The organism is Pseudomonas sp. MPC6 (assembly GCF_006094435.1).
Classification (GTDB): domain Bacteria; phylum Pseudomonadota; class Gammaproteobacteria; order Pseudomonadales; family Pseudomonadaceae; genus Aquipseudomonas.
The window spans coordinates 3,010,008-3,028,142 of the sequence record NZ_CP034783.1 but is presented as its reverse complement, the minus strand read 5'-3'; the positions used below and the strand labels follow the sequence as shown (position 1 = coordinate 3,028,142).

Below are 18,135 nucleotides of genomic sequence, written 5' to 3'. Positions count from 1 at the left end.
TGCATCAACCTCGTAGTTTTACGTTGACCTTGAGGGCGCCTTCGCTGGCAAGCCAGCTCCTACAGGGGGGCGTGGGTGGCCGCGTTATTGTTGGTGTTCCTGGACAGTGACAGTGGCCGTGGTTCCGGCGCGCAGGCGGTGTTTGCCCGCATAGTCGGCATCGATCTGTATCCGCACCGGCACCCGCTGCGCCAGTTTGACCCAGGTGTAGCTGGGATTGATGTTGGCCAGCAGGCGGCCGCCGGGCAGGTTTTCCCTGTCGGCGATGGCGAAGGCAATGCTTTTCACCGTGCCGCCGAAGGTTTCCCCGCTCATCAATTCGATCCGGACCCGGTCGCCCTCCTCGATCCGCGGCAACTTGGTTTCTTCAAAGTAGCCACTGACATAAAACGAGTCGCTGTCCACCAGCGCCAACAGCGCCCCGCCGGCGCTGGCATAGTCGCCCTGGCGGGTCAGCAGGTTGGTGACGTACCCGGTGACAGGCGCTTCGACCCGGGTGCGCTGCAAATCCAGTTCCGCCTGGGTCAATGCCGCGATGGCCAGTTGCACGTTGGCCTGGGCCAGACCCAGGATGGCCTGGTTGCGCAGCAACTCGGCCTGCGCCACGGCCACGTCCGTGCTGGATTTCTCCCACTCCTCGCCAGAGATGGCGGCGCGTTCCTTGAGGGTGCGACGCCGGCGCTCTTCGCTCTGGCGCTGCCTGAGCAGTGCGCCGCTGGAGACTATCGTCGCTTCGGATTGACCCAGCGCCGCCTTCGCCACTTCCACCGAGCGCCTGGCGTGCTCCACCGCCAGGACGTAGCGCGCCGGGTCGATCTCCAGCAGTAACTGCCCCTTCTGTACATGTTGATTGTCATGGACCGCGAGGCTGACGATGCGACCCGCGACGTCCGCCGATAACGTCACCACATCGGCGCGCACCCGCGCATCCCGGGTCCAGGGCGCGCGGGTGTAATGTTCCCAGGCAAACCAGCCGAGCACAAAGGCCAGCACTACCACCGCCGCCGTCACCAGTCGGGGCATAATTTTCTTCAATGCGTCAGGCTCCCATCAGCAGAATCAGCGTCGCGCAAACGCAGGCGTACAACGCGCCTTCGAACAAGGCTTCATGCCAGACGAAACGCAGCACGCCCAGGCGACGCAAGGTCCAGTCCAACAGCAGGAAAATCGGCAAGGCCAGCAGCAAGGCCTGGGCGATCGGTGGCAAGTAGACGCCACCTACTTCCAGATCAATGGGCAAGGGCGGGTACTCCTTCCACGTCCGAGGGTTGAAAATAGTCGGGGTATCGCAGCAGAAACGACACCACGATCAGCAGCGCCACGCGCATCCTGAATACCGACCACAGGTGCTCATGCACGTCTGTATGCAGTTCGTCCATTTCATCGCCCAGGACACGCAAGGTGTCCAGCAACTGCCCAAGGCCTGTTCCGGGGCGTCCGGCGACCCATCGTCCCGTTTCACGCACGGCTGCCAGCAAACGCTGCTGCTGATCGGTACTGAGCAGCGTGTTGCTTTGCCCCTGTTGCCTGAGCTGGTTCAAGGCGACACCCAGTGCCATGCACCCGAGGCTGACTTCGAACAACGCGCCGGACTGTTTGTCACGGGTCGCCGGCAGCAGTCCCAACATCATGGTCAGGCGATCGACCATGCGACTCTCAAAGGCAAATTGCTGCTCGTCGGTGGCTGGCGTCTTCAGCAAAGCGTAGACCTGCTCGCGGTTCTCGGTGAACAGCCGGCGCATCCGCACATCGGGCCTGAACGGGAAGATCAGGACGTAGACACCCAACGCCAGCGTGACGGCGTAGACATAGGCGCCGGCAAATTCGAACCACAGGATCGCGGTGTTCTGGCCTGTCCCTGTGTTTTGCGGCCCCAGCAACAGAAACGTCAACAGGCCAAGACCAATGCCCGTGCCCGTGGTGGCCGGACTGGCCAATCCCACCGCGACGGCATACAACAACGGTGCCAACAGCAAGGCCAGCAGCTCGAAGTCACTGATCATGGGCACCAGCATGAACTGATAGAGCGCCGATACCACCAGCGCCAGGGCCAGCCCCCTGGCAAAACTCTGGGCGGCCAGCAGCGGCCGCGGAAAAGTCGCCATCAAGGAACACAGGACCCCTACCACGATCATCCCGCCCCTCGCCCCGTCCCAGGCGGTCTCGATCCAGATCAGACCGGCCACCACCAGCGCGCAAAAAGCCCGCGTCGCGTTCATCGCCGCCAGGGTGAAATCCAGGTGCAATGGATTGTCCTGGCCGCGGAACACGCAACTGGCTTCACGCCCCTCCTGAATCGCGTCGCTCAGATCCAGAATCTGATTCAGCTGCTCCAACATCCGTGCCTGTTCCCAACGCAGCGACCACGCCAGGGAGCGCAACGTGGCCGGCATCGTTTCGGTCAGTCGTTCAGACCGGTAGGCCAGTTCATCGAAGCGTTTTTGCAGCGCGGCGAAAGAGTGGCGTGCCTCGGCCGATAACGAGCGCCCCTGCCGGGCCACTTCGTCCAGGAACACCAGTTCTTCGGCCAGCAAGCGCTGGGAGTCGACGGGCAGCGCCCCTTTCCAGCGTTCGAGCAACAACTCCCGCTGGTGACGCAATGCCATCAGCCGTGACGTCAGCAGCACCAATTGATTGCCGAGCAACTGCACCAGGCCATTGGCGCTGCGCAGGCGTGGCGCATCGAAGTACAAATGCCGCCGTACCCCTTCAAGGGCACTGATCTCGCCTAACAGCGTCATTTGCCGCTGGCGGAAGTCGGCCTCGCTTTCTTCGGTGCGGATGACGGCGGCCGCATGGGTCGCGAGCAGCTTGATCACTTGATCGATCCGGGCGAAATAATCCCGGGCCACGGCTTCCGGTCGTGCCGTGAGCAGGCTGACCACGCACACGCACGCCACCGCCAACAGTGTTTCGGTCACTCGGGTCACGGCCAGCATGAAGGTGCCAGCCTGATCAGGCACCGCCAGCAGCGCCACGATCACCGCCGTGTAGCCACTCAACACAAACGCCTGGGAACTGGTGTAGCGATACAAGGTGCCGCCGGCGGTACACAGCGCCAGCCACAGGGCCAGGGTGAGGATGAAAGGCAACGGAGCCTGGGGAAAGATCCCCATGATCAACACCGCCACGACCGCTCCGAGCGTGGTGCCGATGACCTGGCCGAAACTGCGGGCCAGGGCCATGCCACCCAATGGCTGGCTGACGATGACCACGGCCATGATCGACCACTTGGGCTGGTCGAGGTCGAACAGGAAGGCCAGGTACAGGGTCAACAGCCCGGCGGCGATCGTCCGCAAGGCGAACAACAGCACTCCGCGGCCGGGGTTGAGCATCGCCTTGAAATATAAAAGCAGCGCTTGCATGGGAATGCCCGTCGGGTCGTCTCCAGCAAGCGTAGTCATTGCTGTGTTGCCTCGACAGGTTTCAGTCAGGATGTTGGCGTCAGGATTTGACTCACGGTCCCGCCTGACCGAAGCTGGCGGCTCTGCGACAGCTTTTTCCAGCTCCCGGATCCCTGCATGCCCCAGTCCCGCCGCTACCTGATCATCAGCCTCTGCGCCCTGTTCGCCATCGGCCTTGCCTGGTTTTTCCTGCGCAGCACCGCACCCGAGGTGCCGGCAGCGATCAAGCGCGGCTACACCGAAGCGCTCGACCAGGCGCGCGCGGGTCAACCAGGTGCGGCGCGGGTGCTCTACCAGCAATTGGCACGCCCGGACCTTTCACCGAAACGACGTATCTGGCTGCATGCCGAACTGCCCAACTACCCCAGCTCCGTCGCGCTGAAACTGGCGACTGCGGACTTGCAACATGAATCGCCGGACGTGCGCGTTGCGGCGATCGACAGCATCAGCGCCCTGGTGCCCAACGGCCAGCGCAGCCTGTTGCTGGGCCCGCTGCTCGAAGATAGCGATCAGCGCGTGCGCTACACCGCCGTGAACGCCTTGCTGGGGCTTTCGCCAGACGATCTCGGTTTGTATTTCGGGCCATTGGAGCAAGCCATCGACGCCTGGGAGCAGGACCTGAAAAGTCAGCCCGAAAGCGCCGACAACCACTACCAACTGGCTCGGCTGCACCTGCACAATGGCCAATTGCAACAAGCGCAACAGGCACTGGAGAACGTCTTGCGTCTTGCCCCCGGCAACCTGCCCGCGCTGGTGATGCAAATTGAAGTGCTCGACAAACAGGGCCAGAGCGAAGCCGCCCGGCTGCTATTGGCCAAACAGTTGAAGGCGCAACCCGATTCGGCCTACCTGCAACATGCCCTGGGGCTCTGGCTGCTGCATCACGGTCAAAGCGAGTTCGCCCTGCTCGGCCTGTCCAAGGCGGTGGAGCTGGAGCCGGACAACAAGGATTACCGCTACGACCTGGCCACCACGCTGCACGGCGAACTGGAGCTGGAAGCGGCGCAGAAACAGCTGCAGGAAATCGTCCAGCGCCACCCGGCCGATCGCAGGGCCCGGGTGTTGCTGATCAATTACTGGAAGGAAAGCGGACAACTGCAGAACGTGCAGATACTGTTGGCGCAACTGGAACAGCTCAATCCCGACGACCCGGCGTTGCAGCAGGGGCTTTAGGGCGTACCCAAATCCTGTGACCGGCAGAGATCCAATGCAGGAGCTGGCTTGCCAGCGAAAGCGGACTGACATCCGGCAATAATGTCGACTGACACGCCGCCTTCGCCGGCAAGCCGGCTCCTACAGGTGATCGGGGTGTACACAAGCCCCATGCACGGCAAAGATCCAATGTAGGAGCTGGCTTGCCAGCGAAAGCGGACTGACATCCGGCATCGATGTCGACTGACACGACCCCTTCGCTGGCAAGCCAGCGCCTACAGGGATCGGGGCGTACCCAAATCCCATGTCCGGCAGAGATCCAATGTAGGAGCTGGCTTGCCAGCGAAAGCGGACTGACATCCGGCAATAATGTCGACTGACACGCCGCCTTCGCCGGCAAGCCGGCTCCTACAGGTGATCGGGGTGTACACAAGCCCTGTGATCGGCATAGATCCAATGCAGGAGCTGGCTTGCCAGCGAAAGCGGACTGACATCCGGCATCGATGTCGACTGACACGGCCCCTTCGCTAGCAAGCCAGCGCCTACAGGGGATCGGGGGCGCACGCAAATACTGTGGCCAATCCCGGCAAAAAGTGTTGAACGCTCGTCGCGGCCAAAGGTCAAGTGATCAGGCAGTCCATTCAGGCTCTTCAGGCCTGCTGCCTCGTTTCCCCTGATCTTGAGAGGGCATTTTTTGTCTACATCTAACGAGTTGTTCAGTGCAAAAGCCGCCACCGGCATCGAAGGTCTGGATGACATCCTGGCCGGCGGATTGTCCCGTGGCCATGTGTTTTTGCTCGAAGGTGAACCAGGCACTGGTAAAACCACGGTCGCCCTGCATTTTCTGTTGGCCGGCGCGCGAGCCGGCGAGCGCTCGTTGTACATCACCTTGTCGGAAACCGAGCGCGAACTGCGCCAGGGTGCGTTGTCCCATGGCTGGGAGCTGGATGAAAACATCCACATCTTCGAGCTGACACCCCCGGAAAGCCTGCTCAATGCCGAACATCAGCAAAGCCTGCTGTACTCCTCCGACCTGGAACTGGGCGAAGCCACCAAGCAGATTTTCGAAGTGGTCCAGCGGGTCAAGCCGACTCGCGTGGTACTCGACAGCCTGTCCGAGATCCGCCTGCTGGCCCAAAGCTCCCTGCGCTACCGGCGCCAGATCCTCGCGATCAAACACTACTTCGTGCGCTATGACGCCACGGTGGTGTTGCTCGACGACCTGACCACCGAGTCCCTCGACAAGACCGTGCACAGTGTCGCCCACGGCGTGATTCGCCTGGAAGAACTGACCCCCAACTATGGCGCCGAGCGCCGGCGGATCCGCGTGGTCAAGTATCGCGGCCAGAAATACCGTGGCGGCTTCCACGACTTCACCATCATGGGCGATGGCGTCCACGTGTTCCCGCGGCTGGTGGCCGCCGAGCATCGCGGCGTGTACACCCGTCAGCAATTGACCAGCGGTATCAAGGAAATGGATGCCCTGCTCGGCGGCGGCATCGAGACCGGGTCTAGCACCTTGATCCTCGGCCCGGCCGGTACCGGCAAATCGCTGATCTCGATGATCTTCGCCGCGGCGGCCGTGGCCCGGGGCGAGAAAGCCGCGTTGTTCATTTTTGATGAAGAACTGGGGTTGCTGTTCGAACGCATGAAAAACATGGGCATCGATTTAAAAGCCCTGCAAGACACCGGCAACCTGCTGATCGAACAAGTGGATGCAGCCGAATTGTCCCCCGGCGAGTTTTCGCACCGGGTTCGTCGTTGCGTCGACCAGCGTGATATCAAGACCGTGGTGATCGACAGCATCAATGGCTATCAGGCGGCGATGCCGGAAGAAAACGCCCTGGTGCTGCACATGCACGAGTTGCTGCTGTACCTCAATCGCCGGGGCGCCGCGACTTTCATGACCGTCGCCCAGCACGGACTGGTCGGCGACATGCAGGCCCCCGTGGACATTACCTACCTGGCCGATACGGTGATCCTGTTGCGATATTTTGAAGCACTGGGCAAGGTGCGCCGGGCGATTTCGATCATCAAGAAACGTACCGGCAGCCATGAATCGACCATTCGTGAATACCGCATCAGCGGCCTGGGCATGACCATCGGCGAACCGCTGGACGCGTTCCAGGGCGTACTGCGCGGGGTGCCCACTTATATGGGCGCGAGCAATCCGCTGCTCGGGGACGAGAGCCCGTGACGGTCCTGGAAGCAATGTCCGAGCGCGCGATCATTCTCGCGCCGCTGGGACGCGACAGCCAGATTGCCCTGATGATGCTCAATGAAGCGGGTTACGACGGCGTCATCACTCGCGATCTGGGGGGCCTTTGCCGCGAGTTGACGCGAGGCGCAGGCTTGCTGCTGATCTCGTCGGAGGCGTTGCTGGGCAGTGATCTTGAACCGCTGTTCGGCCTGATCGAGCAACAGCCGGCCTGGTCGGACTTGCCGATTGTGTTGCTGACCTATCATGGCGGTCCGGAACAGAACCCCGCGTCGCGATTCGGTCCGCAACTGGGCAATGTCACCTTTCTTGAACGGCCTTTTCATCCCGTGACCCTGATCAGCCTGGTGACGACCGCGTTGCGCGGGCGGCGACGACAGTACGAAGCCAGGGATCGGCTGATCGATCTGAGTCAAAGCGAGTTGCGGTTGCAGAACACCCTCGAAACGCTTGAACAGCAGGTCGAGGAACGCACCGCACAGCTGCGCCACAACGAAGAAGCCCTGCGCCAGTCACAGAAAATGGAAGCGGTCGGCCAGCTCACCGGCGGCATCGCCCATGACTTCAACAACATGCTGACCGGCATCATCGGCAGCCTGGAGTTATTACGCCGGCGCCTGGCCCGTGGCCGCACCGACGACCTGGACAGCCTGATCGACCTGGGGGTGACCTCGGCCAACCGCGCGGCCGGCCTGACCCATCGCCTGCTGGCCTTCTCCCGGCGCCAGTCGCTGGATTCAAAACCGGTGCAGATGAACAGCCTGGTGGTGTCCATGGGCGAGTTGCTGCAGCGCAGTATCAACGAAAGCATTCAGCTGGACATGCAACTGAGCGAGCAACTGTGGGTGGCCGAAGCCGACCCCAATCAACTGGAAAGTGCCCTGCTCAACCTGGTGATCAATGCACGGGACGCCATGCCCGGTGGCGGCCAACTGGTGGTGAAGACCAGCAATCGCCATCTGGACCAAAGCTTCACCCAAGCCCACAGCAACCTCGACCCGGGCGACTACGTGATGCTAAGCGTCACCGACACCGGCTGTGGCATGCCGCAAAGCACTATCAACCGGGCCTTCGACCCGTTCTTTACCACCAAGCCGATCGGCCAGGGTACAGGCCTCGGGTTATCGATGATTTATGGTTTCAGCAAACAATCGCGCGGCCACGTCGCCATTCAGAGCGCAGTGGGCAGTGGCACCACGGTGAGTTTGTTCCTGCCGCGGTTCGGGGGTGACCTGCCCGGGGACGTTCTGGATGACGTCCAGCATGCTCCGTTCGCGCAACACGGCGAAACGGTGTTGATCGTCGAAGACGACCCGGCGGTGCGGGTGTTGGTCAGTACCGTGTTGAGCGACCTGGGTTATGCGTTTGTCGAGGCCGGTGATGCCGACAGTGCGGTACCGATTCTGGATTCGGCGCAACGGATCGATCTGATGATCAGCGATGTCGGCCTACCCGGCATGAATGGCCGGCAGCTGGCAGAAATCGGCCGGCAATACCGGCCTGAACTCAAGGTGCTATTCATCACCGGCTACGCCGAACACGCCGCGGTGCGTGGCGGCTTCCTGGACCCGGGCATGCAGATGATCACCAAGCCGTTCACCTTCGACCTGTTGACGGCGAAGGTGCGGGAGATGATCCAGATCTGAATGCCCTCCCCCTGTAGGAGCGAGCTTGCTCGCGATGGATTCCAGAGCACCGCGTGTCATCCAGCAAACACGCGTTATCGTTAACGACGAGCTCGCTCCTACGACAGCATCTGCTGCATCAGCTCCTGCAACACATCCAGGTCGAACGGCTTGGCCAGGATCGGCGCCTTTCGCGTGATCGGGCTGTCGGTCTCGCGGATTTCCTGCGGATAGCCGCTAATGAAAATCACCTTCAGCTCCGGTCGCAGTTTCACCGCGGGTTCGGCGATCTGTACGCCCGAGATCCCGCCAGGCAGGCGGAAGTCTGTGATCATCATGTCCAGATGCGGCTTGCTCGCCAGGATTTCAAAGGCCTGCTCGCCGTTTTCGGCCTGCAATACCCGGTAGCCCTCACCCGACAGATAGGCCGATAGCACCATCAATATCGAGGGGTCATCTTCGACGATCAGTACGACGTCTTGTGCATCTTCACTCATGGGAAGCCTTTGTTCGGTCAATAGCTGCTGATACGACCGTGGGGTCGATCAGAGGTTGCGTTTAACTGGCTGTTTTCCTACAGCGGCAGACAAACGCGAAACAAGGCGCCTTCGCCAATCCGGCTCTCGACGGTAATTGAACCGCCATGGGCGGTCACAATCTGTTCTGAAATAAACAACCCCAGGCCCAACCCGGCGACGGCGTGCTTGGCCGAAACCCGCTCGAACTGCTGGAAAATGCGCTTCTGGTTTTCTTCACCAATACCGATTCCCAGATCCTGCACCTCGACCAGCGCCTGGCCGCTCTCACTGTACACCCTCACGGTGACCGGACTCTTGGCGCCGTAACGTAAAGCGTTGGTCAACAAATTGGAAATGACCTGTTCGATGCGAAACTCGTCCCAGTTACCCACCACCGGATGCCCGGCGTGCAGGGTTACGGAGGACTCGGCGGCTTCGATCTGCGGAGCAAAGTTCTGTAACAAATCTCCAACCAGCGCCGACAAGTCGAAGCGCGTCGGCCGGATCGACAGTTTGCCGGTGCGAATTCGCGACACATCAAGCATGTCTTCGATCAGTCGGATCAGGCTTTTGATCTGCCGTTCGTCGCGATCGACCATCGCGTGCATCTTTTCCAGGGTGAACGCGGCGGCGTTATCCCGGGCCAGGTGCATCTTGCGCAGCTGGGTTTCGAGAATCAGCCCATTGAGCGGCGTGCGGACTTCATGAGCGACGATCGACATGAAATCATCGCGCATGCGCACCGCCTGCTCCAGTTCGAGCTGGGTGCTCTGTAACTGTTGAAGCAGCGCTTCCTGTTCGCGCCGGCTTTGCTCCAGCGCTTCGACCTGTTGTTTCATCGCCTTGCTCTGGCGGAACAGTTCGACGAACACATTGACCTTGCTCTTCACCGCGTGGATATCCAGCGGCTTGTAGAGGAAGTCCACCGCACCGCTTTCGTAGCCCTTGAATGCGTAATTCAGCTCGCGGCCGGCAGCGCTGACAAACACGATAGGAATGTTTCGGGTCTTTTCCGTGCCACGCATCAGCTCGGCCAGTTCGAAACCGTTCATGCCGGGCATCTGCACGTCGAGAATGGCCATGGCGAATTCGTGTTGCAGCAGCAGGGACAAGGCTTCGTCAGCGGACAAGGCTTTGTAGACGATACGGTCTTCACGCTTGATCAACGCTTCGAGCGCCAACAGGTTTTCCGGAAGATCGTCGACGATCAGCAGTTTGGCTTGGATGTTACTTAGCATGCTATTCGTTCCAGCTCGACAAGCAGACGGCCGATGCCGCGCAGGGGAAGGATGTGGTCTGGCGCAACGGTATCCAGCGCGGCCAGGGGCATGATCGCGACCTGGGCTTCGGCCGGATCCTGCACGATGGTCAGGCCGCCACGCTGCTTGACCTGGGCCAGGCCGCGCGCGCCGTCGCGGTTGGCGCCGGTCAGCAACACCGCGGCCAGCGCCGGGCCATACGCATCGGCAGCCGACTCGAACAGGTAATCGATCGCGGGCCGCGAATAATGCACGCGGTCTTCCAGGCTCAGGGAAAAGCTGCGGTCCTGCTCGACCGACAAGTGATACCCAGGCCCGGCGAAATACAGGGTGCCGGCTTCGACCCGCGTCTTGTCGCGGGCTTCCAGCACCGGCAGGGATACCCTTCGCGCGAAGACTTCGGCGAGCTGGCTGCGTCCTGTTTCAGGCAGGTGCAGCACCACCACGATCGGCAGGCCGAAGCCTTTGCGCAGCGGGCCGAGGAGCGTAAGCAACGCCTCCACGCCGCCTGCCGAGGCGCCGATCACAATAGCTTCTATACAAGGCAATTCCTTTGCGCTGTTCATGATTTGCGGTAGATCCGTTCTTGTTTGATCAGGGGTTGGAACTGGCTGCCGTAGCCCGAGAACTCCGGGGTTTCCTTGCTGCCCAGCACCAGAAATCCTCGATGGCAAAGGGAGTCGTGGAACAAACCGAAAGCGCGATCCTGAAGTTTTTTATTAAAATAAATCAATACATTACGACATGAAATTAATTGAGTTTCTGAGAAGACACTGTCGGTTGCCAGGCTGTGGTCGGCGAAGGTCACGTTGTCACACAGCGTCTTGTCGAAAATGGCGTAGCCGTAGGCCGCCGTGTAGTAGTCGGCGAAGGAACGCTGGCCACCTGCCTGCTGGTAGTTATGAGTGTAGGCCCGGACATTTTCCATGGAGAAAATCCCTTGCTTGGCTTTGTCCAGCGAACGCGGGTTGATGTCGGTGGCATAGATGATGGTGCGATCGAGCAAGCCTTCTTCGCGCAGCAGTATCGCCATCGAATAGACTTCTTCGCCGGTGCTGCAACCGGCGATCCAGATCTTGATCGACGGATAGGTCTTGAGCAGCGGCACCACTTCCTGGCGAATGGCAAGGAAGTGCGAGGGATCGCGGAACATTTCACTGACTGGAATCGTCAGCAATTGCAGCAATTGCATGAACGCTGTGGGGTCGTGGAGCACCTTCTCCTGCAACGCCGAAATGGTGGCGCACTCGAACTGGCCCAACGCGTGGTGGACGCGACGCTTGATCGACGCACCGGAATAATCGCGAAAGTCGTAGCTGTACTTGAGGTAAATCGCCTCGATCAGCAAGCGCAATTCGATTTCGCTATTTCGCTGCCCGGAATAAATGCTTTCCACTAAATGCGTTCCATCTTCGGTAACCACACGCGAATCAACGAAAACAGGCGATCCAGGTCAATGGGCTTGGCCAGGTAATCGTTGGAGCCGGCCTGCAAACAGCGCTCCTGATCGTCCTTCATGGCCTTGGCCGTCACCGCAATGATCGGCAGCTTGCGCCAGCGCGGGTCCTTGCGGATCAGGCTGGTGGCTTCGAAGCCGTCCATCTCCGGCATCATCACATCCATCAACACCAGATCGATGTCCTCGATTTCATTCAAGCGTTCAATCGCCTCACGGCCGTTGCGGCCAATGACCACGACCGCCCCCTTGTGTTCCAGCGCACTGGTCAGGGCGAAGATGTTGCGTACATCGTCGTCCACCAGCAGTACTTTGCGGCCCTCGAAGACTTTGTCGCGGCTGCGCGCGGTCTTGAGCATCCTCTGCCGTTCATGGGACAACCCGGATTCGACTTTGTGCAGAAAGAGTGTGACCTCATCCAGCAGACGCTCGGGCGAGCGCGCGCCCTTGATGATGATCGAGCGCGAATACTTGCGCAGTTCGGCTTCCTCGTCCCGGGTCAGGTTGCGCCCGGTGTAGACAATCACCGGCGGGAACGAGCAGATATCCTCGGTGGACATGCGCTTGAGCAGATCGTTGCCGAGCATGTCCGGCAGCTTCAGGTCGATGATCATGCAGTCGAAAACCGTGGTGCGCAGCAGGCCCAGCGCTTCCTGCGCCAAGCCGACGGCCGTGATCTCGATGTCATCGTCGCCGATCAGCCGGGCAATGCTGTCGCGTTGCACATCATCGTCTTCAACCAGCAGCACACGCTTGACCTTCTGGGTCAGCTTGGCTTCGAGGCGGGCAAACACGTCCTTGAGTTCTTCGCGGGTGGTCGGCTTGACCGCATACCCGATGGCGCCCATGTGCATGGCGGCTTCGACGCGATCTTCCACAGAAATGACATGCACCGGAATGTGCCGGGTTTGCGCGTGTTCCTTCAGTCGTTGCAAGACGGTCAATCCGGAATGATCCGGCAGACGCATGTCCAGCAGGATGGCGTCCGGGATGAACTCCCTGGCCAGGTCGTAACCTTCGTCGGCCCCATGGGCCACCAGGCACTGATAACCCAGCTCATGGGCCAGGTCGTAGAGGATGTGCGCAAAGTTCGGCTCATCCTCCACCACCAGGATACATCGGGTGGCGAAGGGCGCCTTTGCGCGATCGTCGTCGAAACGCGGGATATCGACGGCGGCGATCAGCGGCACCGGCGCGGCGGGCTTGACTCTCGGGGTCATGGCCACCGGTGAGGCTTTCATCGGCTCGACCGGTTCATCCCCCGGTTCAACATATTGCCGGGGCAAGACCAGGGTAAACACACTGCCCTGCCCCGGCTCGCTGGTAACGCTGATGGAGCCGCCGAGCAACGCCGCCAGGTCGCGGGAAATCGACAGGCCCAGGCCAGTGCCGCCGTAGCGGCGGTTGGTGGTGCCATCGGCCTGGCGGAAGGCTTCGAAAATACTGTCCTGCTGGTCCGCGGCAATGCCGATCCCGGAGTCGCGAACGATAAAGGCGATACCGTCGCCAGGCTGGTTGGCCACTGTCAGGCTGACCGCGCCTTTTTCGGTGAATTTCACCGCGTTGGAGAGCAGGTTCTTGATGACCTGCTCCAGGCGCTGGCGGTCGGTATAGATCATCGTCGGCGCGCCCGGCTGCAATTCGACTTGCAGGTCCAGTTTCTTGTCTGCCGCCAGCGGCTGGAACATCCCGCGCAAACCCTCCACCAGACGCGCGACGCTGGTGTTCTCCGGGCGCACCTCGAGTTTGCCGGCTTCGACCTTGGAGATGTCGAGAATATCGTTGATCAGGTTGAGCAAGTCGTTGCCGGCGGAGTAGATCGACTCGGCGAATTTGACCTGCTCGGCGCTGAGGTTTTCCTGGGGGTTTTCCGCCAGCAACTTGGCCAGGATCAACGAACTGTTCAGCGGCGTGCGCAACTCATGGGACATGTTGGCGAGGAATTCGGACTTGTACTTGCTCGAACGCTGCAACTCTTCGGCGCGCTCTTCGAGCTGGGTCTGCGCCTGATTGAGCTCAGTGTTTTTCTGGTCCATCGCGTCGCGCTGATCGGCGAGGATCTGCGCCTGGTCGGCGAGTTGCTCATTGGTCTGTTCAAGCTCGACCTGCTGGGTTTCCAGGTGTGCCTGGGACTCCTTGAGAATTCGCGACTGCTCTTCCAGCTCTTCGTTGGCGGTCTTGAGTTCTTCCTGCTGAACCTGCAGCTCTTCGTTGAGCTGCTGGGTCTCGGCCAGCACCTCCTGCAGACGCTGACGATAGCGCGCGGCTTCGATCGAGGTGCCGATGTTGCCGGCAATCAGTTCAAGCAGTTCGACATCACGGTCGTCGAGCGGTCGCAGGAAACCCAGTTCGATCACGCCATTGACCCGGTCATCGTCACTGGTCGGCACCACCAGCACGCTATGGGGCAAGCCTTCGCCAAGGCCGGAGCTGACCTTGAAGTAGCCACTCGGTACGTGGTCGAGGCGGATCAGGCGAGCCTGTTGCGCGACCTGGCCGACAATGCCTTCGCCACTGTGGATCTGTTGTTCAAGCGCTTCCTGTTCCCGGGAGAAACCATAAGACGCAACGCGCCTGAGACCGCCGTGCTCTTCACGGACATAAATAGCGGCCACCGCCGTACCGAGGTACTGCGCGCAAAACTGCAGAATGTTACGCCCGAGCACATTGAGTGACAGTTGCCCCAGCACTTGCTCGGCCAGTTCGGTCTGGCCATTACGCAGCCAGGCCTGCTGCTCCAGGCGACGGGCGCTGGCCTGTTGCGCGGCGAGGTTGGCACTGTAGCTTTGGGCCAGGTTAAGCAAATCCCGGCGGCCGATGTAGGCCAGCAGTGCGCTGATACCGGCGATGAACACGATATAAAGGCCGATGCTCCAGAGGGTCGTGCGCCGTACTTCCTCGTTGCGCGCGGTGCGCAACTGCTGCTCCATGTCGATCACGTCTTCGAATTGTTTGCGGATCTCGTCGGTCAGGCGTTTGCCCTGCCCGGCCTTGATCGCGCCGCGATAGTCCCCGCGGGAGCGCTGCAAATCGATCATGGTCGTGGCGTAAGCGGCCCATTCATCCTGCAAGGCCTGCAGCCGGTGCAGGCGATCGGTCTGCACCGGGTTATCCGCCGTCAGTTCGAGCAAGGTCCCGAGGGCGACTGTGATCCGTGGCTTCGCCGTTTCGTAGGGCTGGAGGAATTGCTCGTCGCCGGTGAGCAGGAACCCGCGCATCCCGGTCTCCAGATCGACGGTCAGTTTTATCGATTCATTGGCGTTATTGATCACCCGGTCGGTGTGCTCGACCCACTGGATCACCGACATCAGATAAACGATCAGTGACACGAAGAACACGGCACTGAGTACGCCGACACCCAACGGCAGGCTGACGTTGCGGCTCAGGAGTTTACGAAATCGTTGCTCGTCAACCGAAGACGCGGAGGTCATGGGGAAGCCTTGTCGATCTATTGAAAACCACGGAGTTTGCCCCAAAACCGCCACGATGATCCAACTTTCTGACAGGTTTTCCGGCAAAATCCTACAAACAGCTGCTCCAGCGCAAAGGAGCGGTTATCCTTGCCGGCTTTATGTAACTATCTTTTTTTAGCAGCGCCGGGAACTTGTCGGGATCTGTCACTTACTCATGCTAGAGCCCGGCCATTTCGATCGACGGCAAACGCCCTTTCACTCTTCGAGAACCCCACTATGTCCTCCAATGCGTCCATCATCCTTGTCGTCGAAGACGATGCCATCGTCCGCATGCTGATCGTCGATGTGCTGGAGGAACTGGAGTTCAAGGTGCTCGAGGCCGATGGCAGCGAACAGGCACTGGAGTTTCTCAACGATGAAGACCAGCACATCGACTTGATGATGACCGACGTCGGCCTGCCGGTGATGGATGGCCGTGAACTGGCCACGCAGGCGCGGATGCTGCATCCCAAACTGCCGATCCTGTTCGCCAGTGGCTATGCCGAAAGCATAGAGGTGCCTGAGGGCATGCATGTGATTGGCAAGCCGTTCTCCATCGACCAGCTGCGCGACAAGGTCAAAGGCATTCTCAACAACGCCTGATCTGCACTGAGGGGGGCAACGGGGTTTACCATCGCCTGTGGTTTAATCGCCCCCCGACTTCGTCCCCTGCCCCCGTTTCAAGGAATGTCCATTCATGAGTCAGCCCCGCGCAACCAGCGTCCTGGTCATTGGTTACGTCTGGCCCGAGCCCCGCTCTTCGGCGGCTGGCGGGCATATGATGCAAATTCTCGAGTCGTTCCTGGAGCAAGGCTGGGACATCACCTTCAGCAGTCCCGCCGGCACTGGCGAACACCGGGCAGACCTGACGGCGCTGGGCATTCGTGAAGTGCCGATCGAATTGAACAACAGCAGTTTCGACACATTTATCAGCCAACTGGCTCCCGATGTGGTGCTGTTCGACCGGTTCATGATGGAAGAGCAATTTGGCTGGCGCGTTGAAAAACACTGCCCGGATGCCTTGCGCGTCCTTGAGACCTCCGACCTGCAAAGCCTGCGCGATGCCCGGCATCTACGCCTCAAGGAGCGCCTGAAGGCGAGTGACGACGCCGATGATTTCAGTGAGCTGTTCGCCCCGGCACTGCGTGCAGAGTTCGAGTTCATGGCCGAGACCGACCTGGCCAAACGGGAGATCGCCGCGATTTATCGTTGCGACTTGAACCTGATGATTTCCGAAGTGGAAATCGAGTTGCTGGTGGAACAATTCACGGTGCCGCGCAACATGTTGCATTGGTGCCCGCTGATGGTCGACCTGCCGAGTGCGCCGCCGGCGACCTTCGAGGATCGGGCGCACTTTCTCAGCATCGGCAACTTTCGCCATGCACCCAATTGGGACGCGGTGCTCTGGATGAAAACCCGCCTTTGGCCGCTGATCCGCGAACAGCTGCCGAGTGCCCAGTTGCACATCTACGGCGCCTATACCCCGCCCAAAGCCACTGCGCTGCACAATGCCGCCCAGGGGTTTCATGTGATGAACTGGGCAGAAGATGCCTTGCAGGTCATGTCGGCGGCGCGAGTGTGCCTGGCGCCGTTGCGATTCGGGGCAGGCATTAAAGGCAAGCTCGTTGACGCCATGCTCTGCGGTACGCCGAATGTCACCACGCCGATCGGCGCAGAAGCCATGCACGGCGAGGAACCCTGGCCAGGGGCGGTGACCCGGACAGCCCAGGCGTTCGCCGATAACGCCGTGCAACTTTATAAAGACAAGACCCGCTGGTTGGATGCACAGGCGCAAGGGTTGCAACTGCTGGCCAGTCGTTACCAGCGCACCCGTCATGGCCCTGCGTTGATCGCCCGAATCAACGAATGCCGGCAGCATCTCTCGTCGATCAGAAGGGATAACTTCACCGGTAGCATGCTGCGCCATCATCAGCACAAGAGCACTCAATACATGTCGCAATGGATTGAAGCGAAAAACCGTCAGGTCACATAATTTTTGTACATAGTTACGCGTTTGGTATTGCCAACGCGGCCCTCTATGATCGGGTTTCCATCGATCAACTTCGCCCCATGGATGGGCGAAGTCACCACAGGGCTCGACAATGACCAATGAAGGGAATCTGAATAAAAAAACCTGGATGAGCAAGGCGCTCGACATCAACCGACTGAAGCTGTCCGATATCGTCTGGCCCGGTACTCACAACTCGGGCATGGACAAAAAGGCGCCAAACTACGAGGTTGTCATCGGCAACTGGACCACCTGTCAAAACGATTCATTTGCCTGGCAACTTGCCAACGGCGCGCGAGCCTTCGATATCCGCCTCGGCTACACCGAAGGACATGACCAATCGATATTCTACTTTCATCACAATGGCTATCAGTCCCATCGCCTCCTCGAGGAGCTGATCGATGCGGTGTCGACCTTTCTCGATGAGAATCGGGATGAGTTTATCGTTCTCGATTTTCACCAACTAGGCGACGGTGAAAAGCCTTTCGCTTATAAAAAGCTCAATGACTTACTGATTGACAAGCTCCGGGAGCGGATCATACCGCCGTCGGATGCCACGCTAACGGTGGGCGAACTGAAACAGGCGAGCGCAAAACGAAGGGTGGTGCTGGCCGCGCCGCTGTTGCGAGAGCTGGACGATCATTACTTCTGGCCACGCATATGGCACAAGTGGAGCGGCAAGCACTTCACGGATACCGATGATCTGAAAAAGCACATCTCCCGCACACTCCAAAGCCTACCTTCCGCCCCCTGTTTATGGTCTTTGTCGGCTACCAGTTATGGCTTTCTGGGTGGTCCTCAGGACATCAAGCATTACATCAACGACTGGTTCCACCATAGCCGGGATTGGGTCACGCGCTGCAGCATCATCAGCACTGATTTTTTTGATGAATCCGAGATTGTCCAATACTGCTGGATTGCCACGAGCATGAAAGCGGTTTACGGCGAGTCCTTGCATCGCACATAGCCGGCCCGGGCGAACCACCGGGTAGCCTTGACGGGCTGGAACGAGGCATGATCAGCGGGCGATAACAACCAAAGCA

14 protein-coding genes are annotated in these 18,135 nt (G+C 60.1%); 6 read left to right on the top strand and 8 right to left on the bottom strand.

Going from position 1 to position 18,135, the window contains the following annotated elements; translation table 11 throughout:
* Positions 1-84: 84 nt before the first annotated feature.
* Genes ELQ88_RS16175 through ELQ88_RS16165 form a run of 3 tightly spaced genes read right to left on the bottom strand, consistent with a single transcriptional unit; the run spans position 85 to position 3,365 of the window.
* Positions 85-1,035 carry an HlyD family secretion protein gene (locus ELQ88_RS16175; RefSeq protein ID WP_128873472.1) on the bottom strand — a complete coding sequence of 317 codons (951 nt, stop codon included), beginning with the start codon at positions 1,033-1,035 and terminating at the stop codon, positions 85-87.
* Positions 1,036-1,039: 4 nt separating this feature from the next.
* Entirely contained in the window at positions 1,040-1,240 is a 201-nt protein-coding gene (locus ELQ88_RS16170; RefSeq protein ID WP_128873473.1) for a DUF1656 domain-containing protein, read from the bottom strand.
* Positions 1,230-3,365 (bottom strand): FUSC family protein, encoded by a 2,136-nt coding sequence (locus ELQ88_RS16165; RefSeq protein ID WP_138969531.1) that lies wholly within the window; start codon positions 3,363-3,365, stop codon positions 1,230-1,232. Before ELQ88_RS16165 ends, ELQ88_RS16170 begins: the two co-directional genes overlap by 11 nt.
* A gap of 156 nt (positions 3,366-3,521) precedes the next feature.
* Between ELQ88_RS16165 and ELQ88_RS16160 the strand changes: the two genes are divergently transcribed.
* From ELQ88_RS16160 to ELQ88_RS16145, 3 genes are all read left to right on the top strand, one after another.
* A complete protein-coding gene (locus ELQ88_RS16160) occupies positions 3,522-4,577 on the top strand; it encodes a HEAT repeat domain-containing protein (RefSeq protein WP_138966265.1) in 1,056 nt (351 codons plus the stop codon).
* A gap of 673 nt (positions 4,578-5,250) precedes the next feature.
* Positions 5,251-6,753 (top strand): ATPase domain-containing protein, encoded by a 1,503-nt coding sequence (locus ELQ88_RS16150; RefSeq protein WP_138966263.1) that lies wholly within the window; start codon positions 5,251-5,253, stop codon positions 6,751-6,753.
* On the top strand, positions 6,750-8,420 hold the full coding sequence (locus tag ELQ88_RS16145; RefSeq protein WP_138966261.1) for a response regulator: 1,671 nt from the start codon (positions 6,750-6,752) through the stop codon (positions 8,418-8,420). Before ELQ88_RS16150 ends, ELQ88_RS16145 begins: the two co-directional genes overlap by 4 nt.
* A 98-nt stretch (positions 8,421-8,518) precedes the next feature.
* Here ELQ88_RS16145 and ELQ88_RS16140 read toward each other — a convergent pair whose 3' ends face one another.
* The 5 genes from ELQ88_RS16140 to ELQ88_RS16120 form a co-directional block, all read right to left on the bottom strand.
* A complete protein-coding gene (locus tag ELQ88_RS16140; protein ID WP_128873476.1) occupies positions 8,519-8,896 on the bottom strand; it encodes a response regulator in 378 nt (125 codons plus the stop codon).
* A 77-nt stretch (positions 8,897-8,973) separates the two neighbouring features.
* Positions 8,974-10,155 carry a hybrid sensor histidine kinase/response regulator gene (locus ELQ88_RS16135; RefSeq protein ID WP_138966259.1) on the bottom strand — a complete coding sequence of 394 codons (1,182 nt, stop codon included), beginning with the start codon at positions 10,153-10,155 and terminating at the stop codon, positions 8,974-8,976.
* Positions 10,149-10,742, bottom strand: a complete 594-nt coding sequence (locus ELQ88_RS16130) for a chemotaxis protein CheB (RefSeq protein WP_138966257.1) — start codon at positions 10,740-10,742, stop codon at positions 10,149-10,151. Before ELQ88_RS16130 ends, ELQ88_RS16135 begins: the two co-directional genes overlap by 7 nt.
* Positions 10,739-11,572 carry a protein-glutamate O-methyltransferase CheR gene (locus ELQ88_RS16125; RefSeq protein ID WP_128873479.1) on the bottom strand — a complete coding sequence of 278 codons (834 nt, stop codon included), beginning with the start codon at positions 11,570-11,572 and terminating at the stop codon, positions 10,739-10,741. The genes ELQ88_RS16130 and ELQ88_RS16125 overlap by 4 nt, the downstream gene beginning before the upstream one ends.
* Positions 11,572-15,063, bottom strand: a complete 3,492-nt coding sequence (locus ELQ88_RS16120) for a response regulator (RefSeq protein WP_138966255.1) — start codon at positions 15,061-15,063, stop codon at positions 11,572-11,574. The genes ELQ88_RS16125 and ELQ88_RS16120 overlap by 1 nt, the downstream gene beginning before the upstream one ends.
* A gap of 258 nt (positions 15,064-15,321) precedes the next feature.
* Here ELQ88_RS16120 and ELQ88_RS16115 point away from each other — a divergent pair, with 258 nt between their 5' ends.
* From ELQ88_RS16115 to ELQ88_RS16105, 3 genes are all read left to right on the top strand, one after another.
* The gene (locus tag ELQ88_RS16115; protein ID WP_128873481.1) at positions 15,322-15,687 is read left to right on the top strand and encodes a response regulator; all 366 of its coding nucleotides are present in this window, start codon (positions 15,322-15,324) and stop codon (positions 15,685-15,687) included.
* Positions 15,688-15,781: 94 nt separating this feature from the next.
* Positions 15,782-17,077, top strand: coding sequence for a glycosyltransferase (locus ELQ88_RS16110; protein WP_138966253.1), 1,296 nt, complete (start codon positions 15,782-15,784; stop codon positions 17,075-17,077).
* Between the two features lie 109 nt (positions 17,078-17,186).
* The gene (locus ELQ88_RS16105) at positions 17,187-18,059 is read left to right on the top strand and encodes a phospholipase (RefSeq protein ID WP_138966251.1); all 873 of its coding nucleotides are present in this window, start codon (positions 17,187-17,189) and stop codon (positions 18,057-18,059) included.
* Positions 18,060-18,135: the final 76 nt, after the last annotated feature.

Coding starts and splice junctions, on each gene's coding strand:
- ELQ88_RS16115 (WP_128873481.1), top strand. CDS start 15,322: ATGTCCTCCAATGCGTCCATCATCCTTGTCGTCGAAGACGATGCCATC.
- ELQ88_RS16110 (WP_138966253.1), top strand. CDS start 15,782: ATGAGTCAGCCCCGCGCAACCAGCGTCCTGGTCATTGGTTACGTCTGG.
- ELQ88_RS16140 (WP_128873476.1), bottom strand. CDS start 8,896: ATGAGTGAAGATGCACAAGACGTCGTACTGATCGTCGAAGATGACCCC.
- ELQ88_RS16165 (WP_138969531.1), bottom strand. CDS start 3,365: ATGCAAGCGCTGCTTTTATATTTCAAGGCGATGCTCAACCCCGGCCGC.
- ELQ88_RS16120 (WP_138966255.1), bottom strand. CDS start 15,063: ATGACCTCCGCGTCTTCGGTTGACGAGCAACGATTTCGTAAACTCCTG.
- ELQ88_RS16160 (WP_138966265.1), top strand. CDS start 3,522: ATGCCCCAGTCCCGCCGCTACCTGATCATCAGCCTCTGCGCCCTGTTC.
- ELQ88_RS16105 (WP_138966251.1), top strand. CDS start 17,187: ATGACCAATGAAGGGAATCTGAATAAAAAAACCTGGATGAGCAAGGCG.
- ELQ88_RS16135 (WP_138966259.1), bottom strand. CDS start 10,155: ATGCTAAGTAACATCCAAGCCAAACTGCTGATCGTCGACGATCTTCCG.
- ELQ88_RS16130 (WP_138966257.1), bottom strand. CDS start 10,742: ATGAACAGCGCAAAGGAATTGCCTTGTATAGAAGCTATTGTGATCGGC.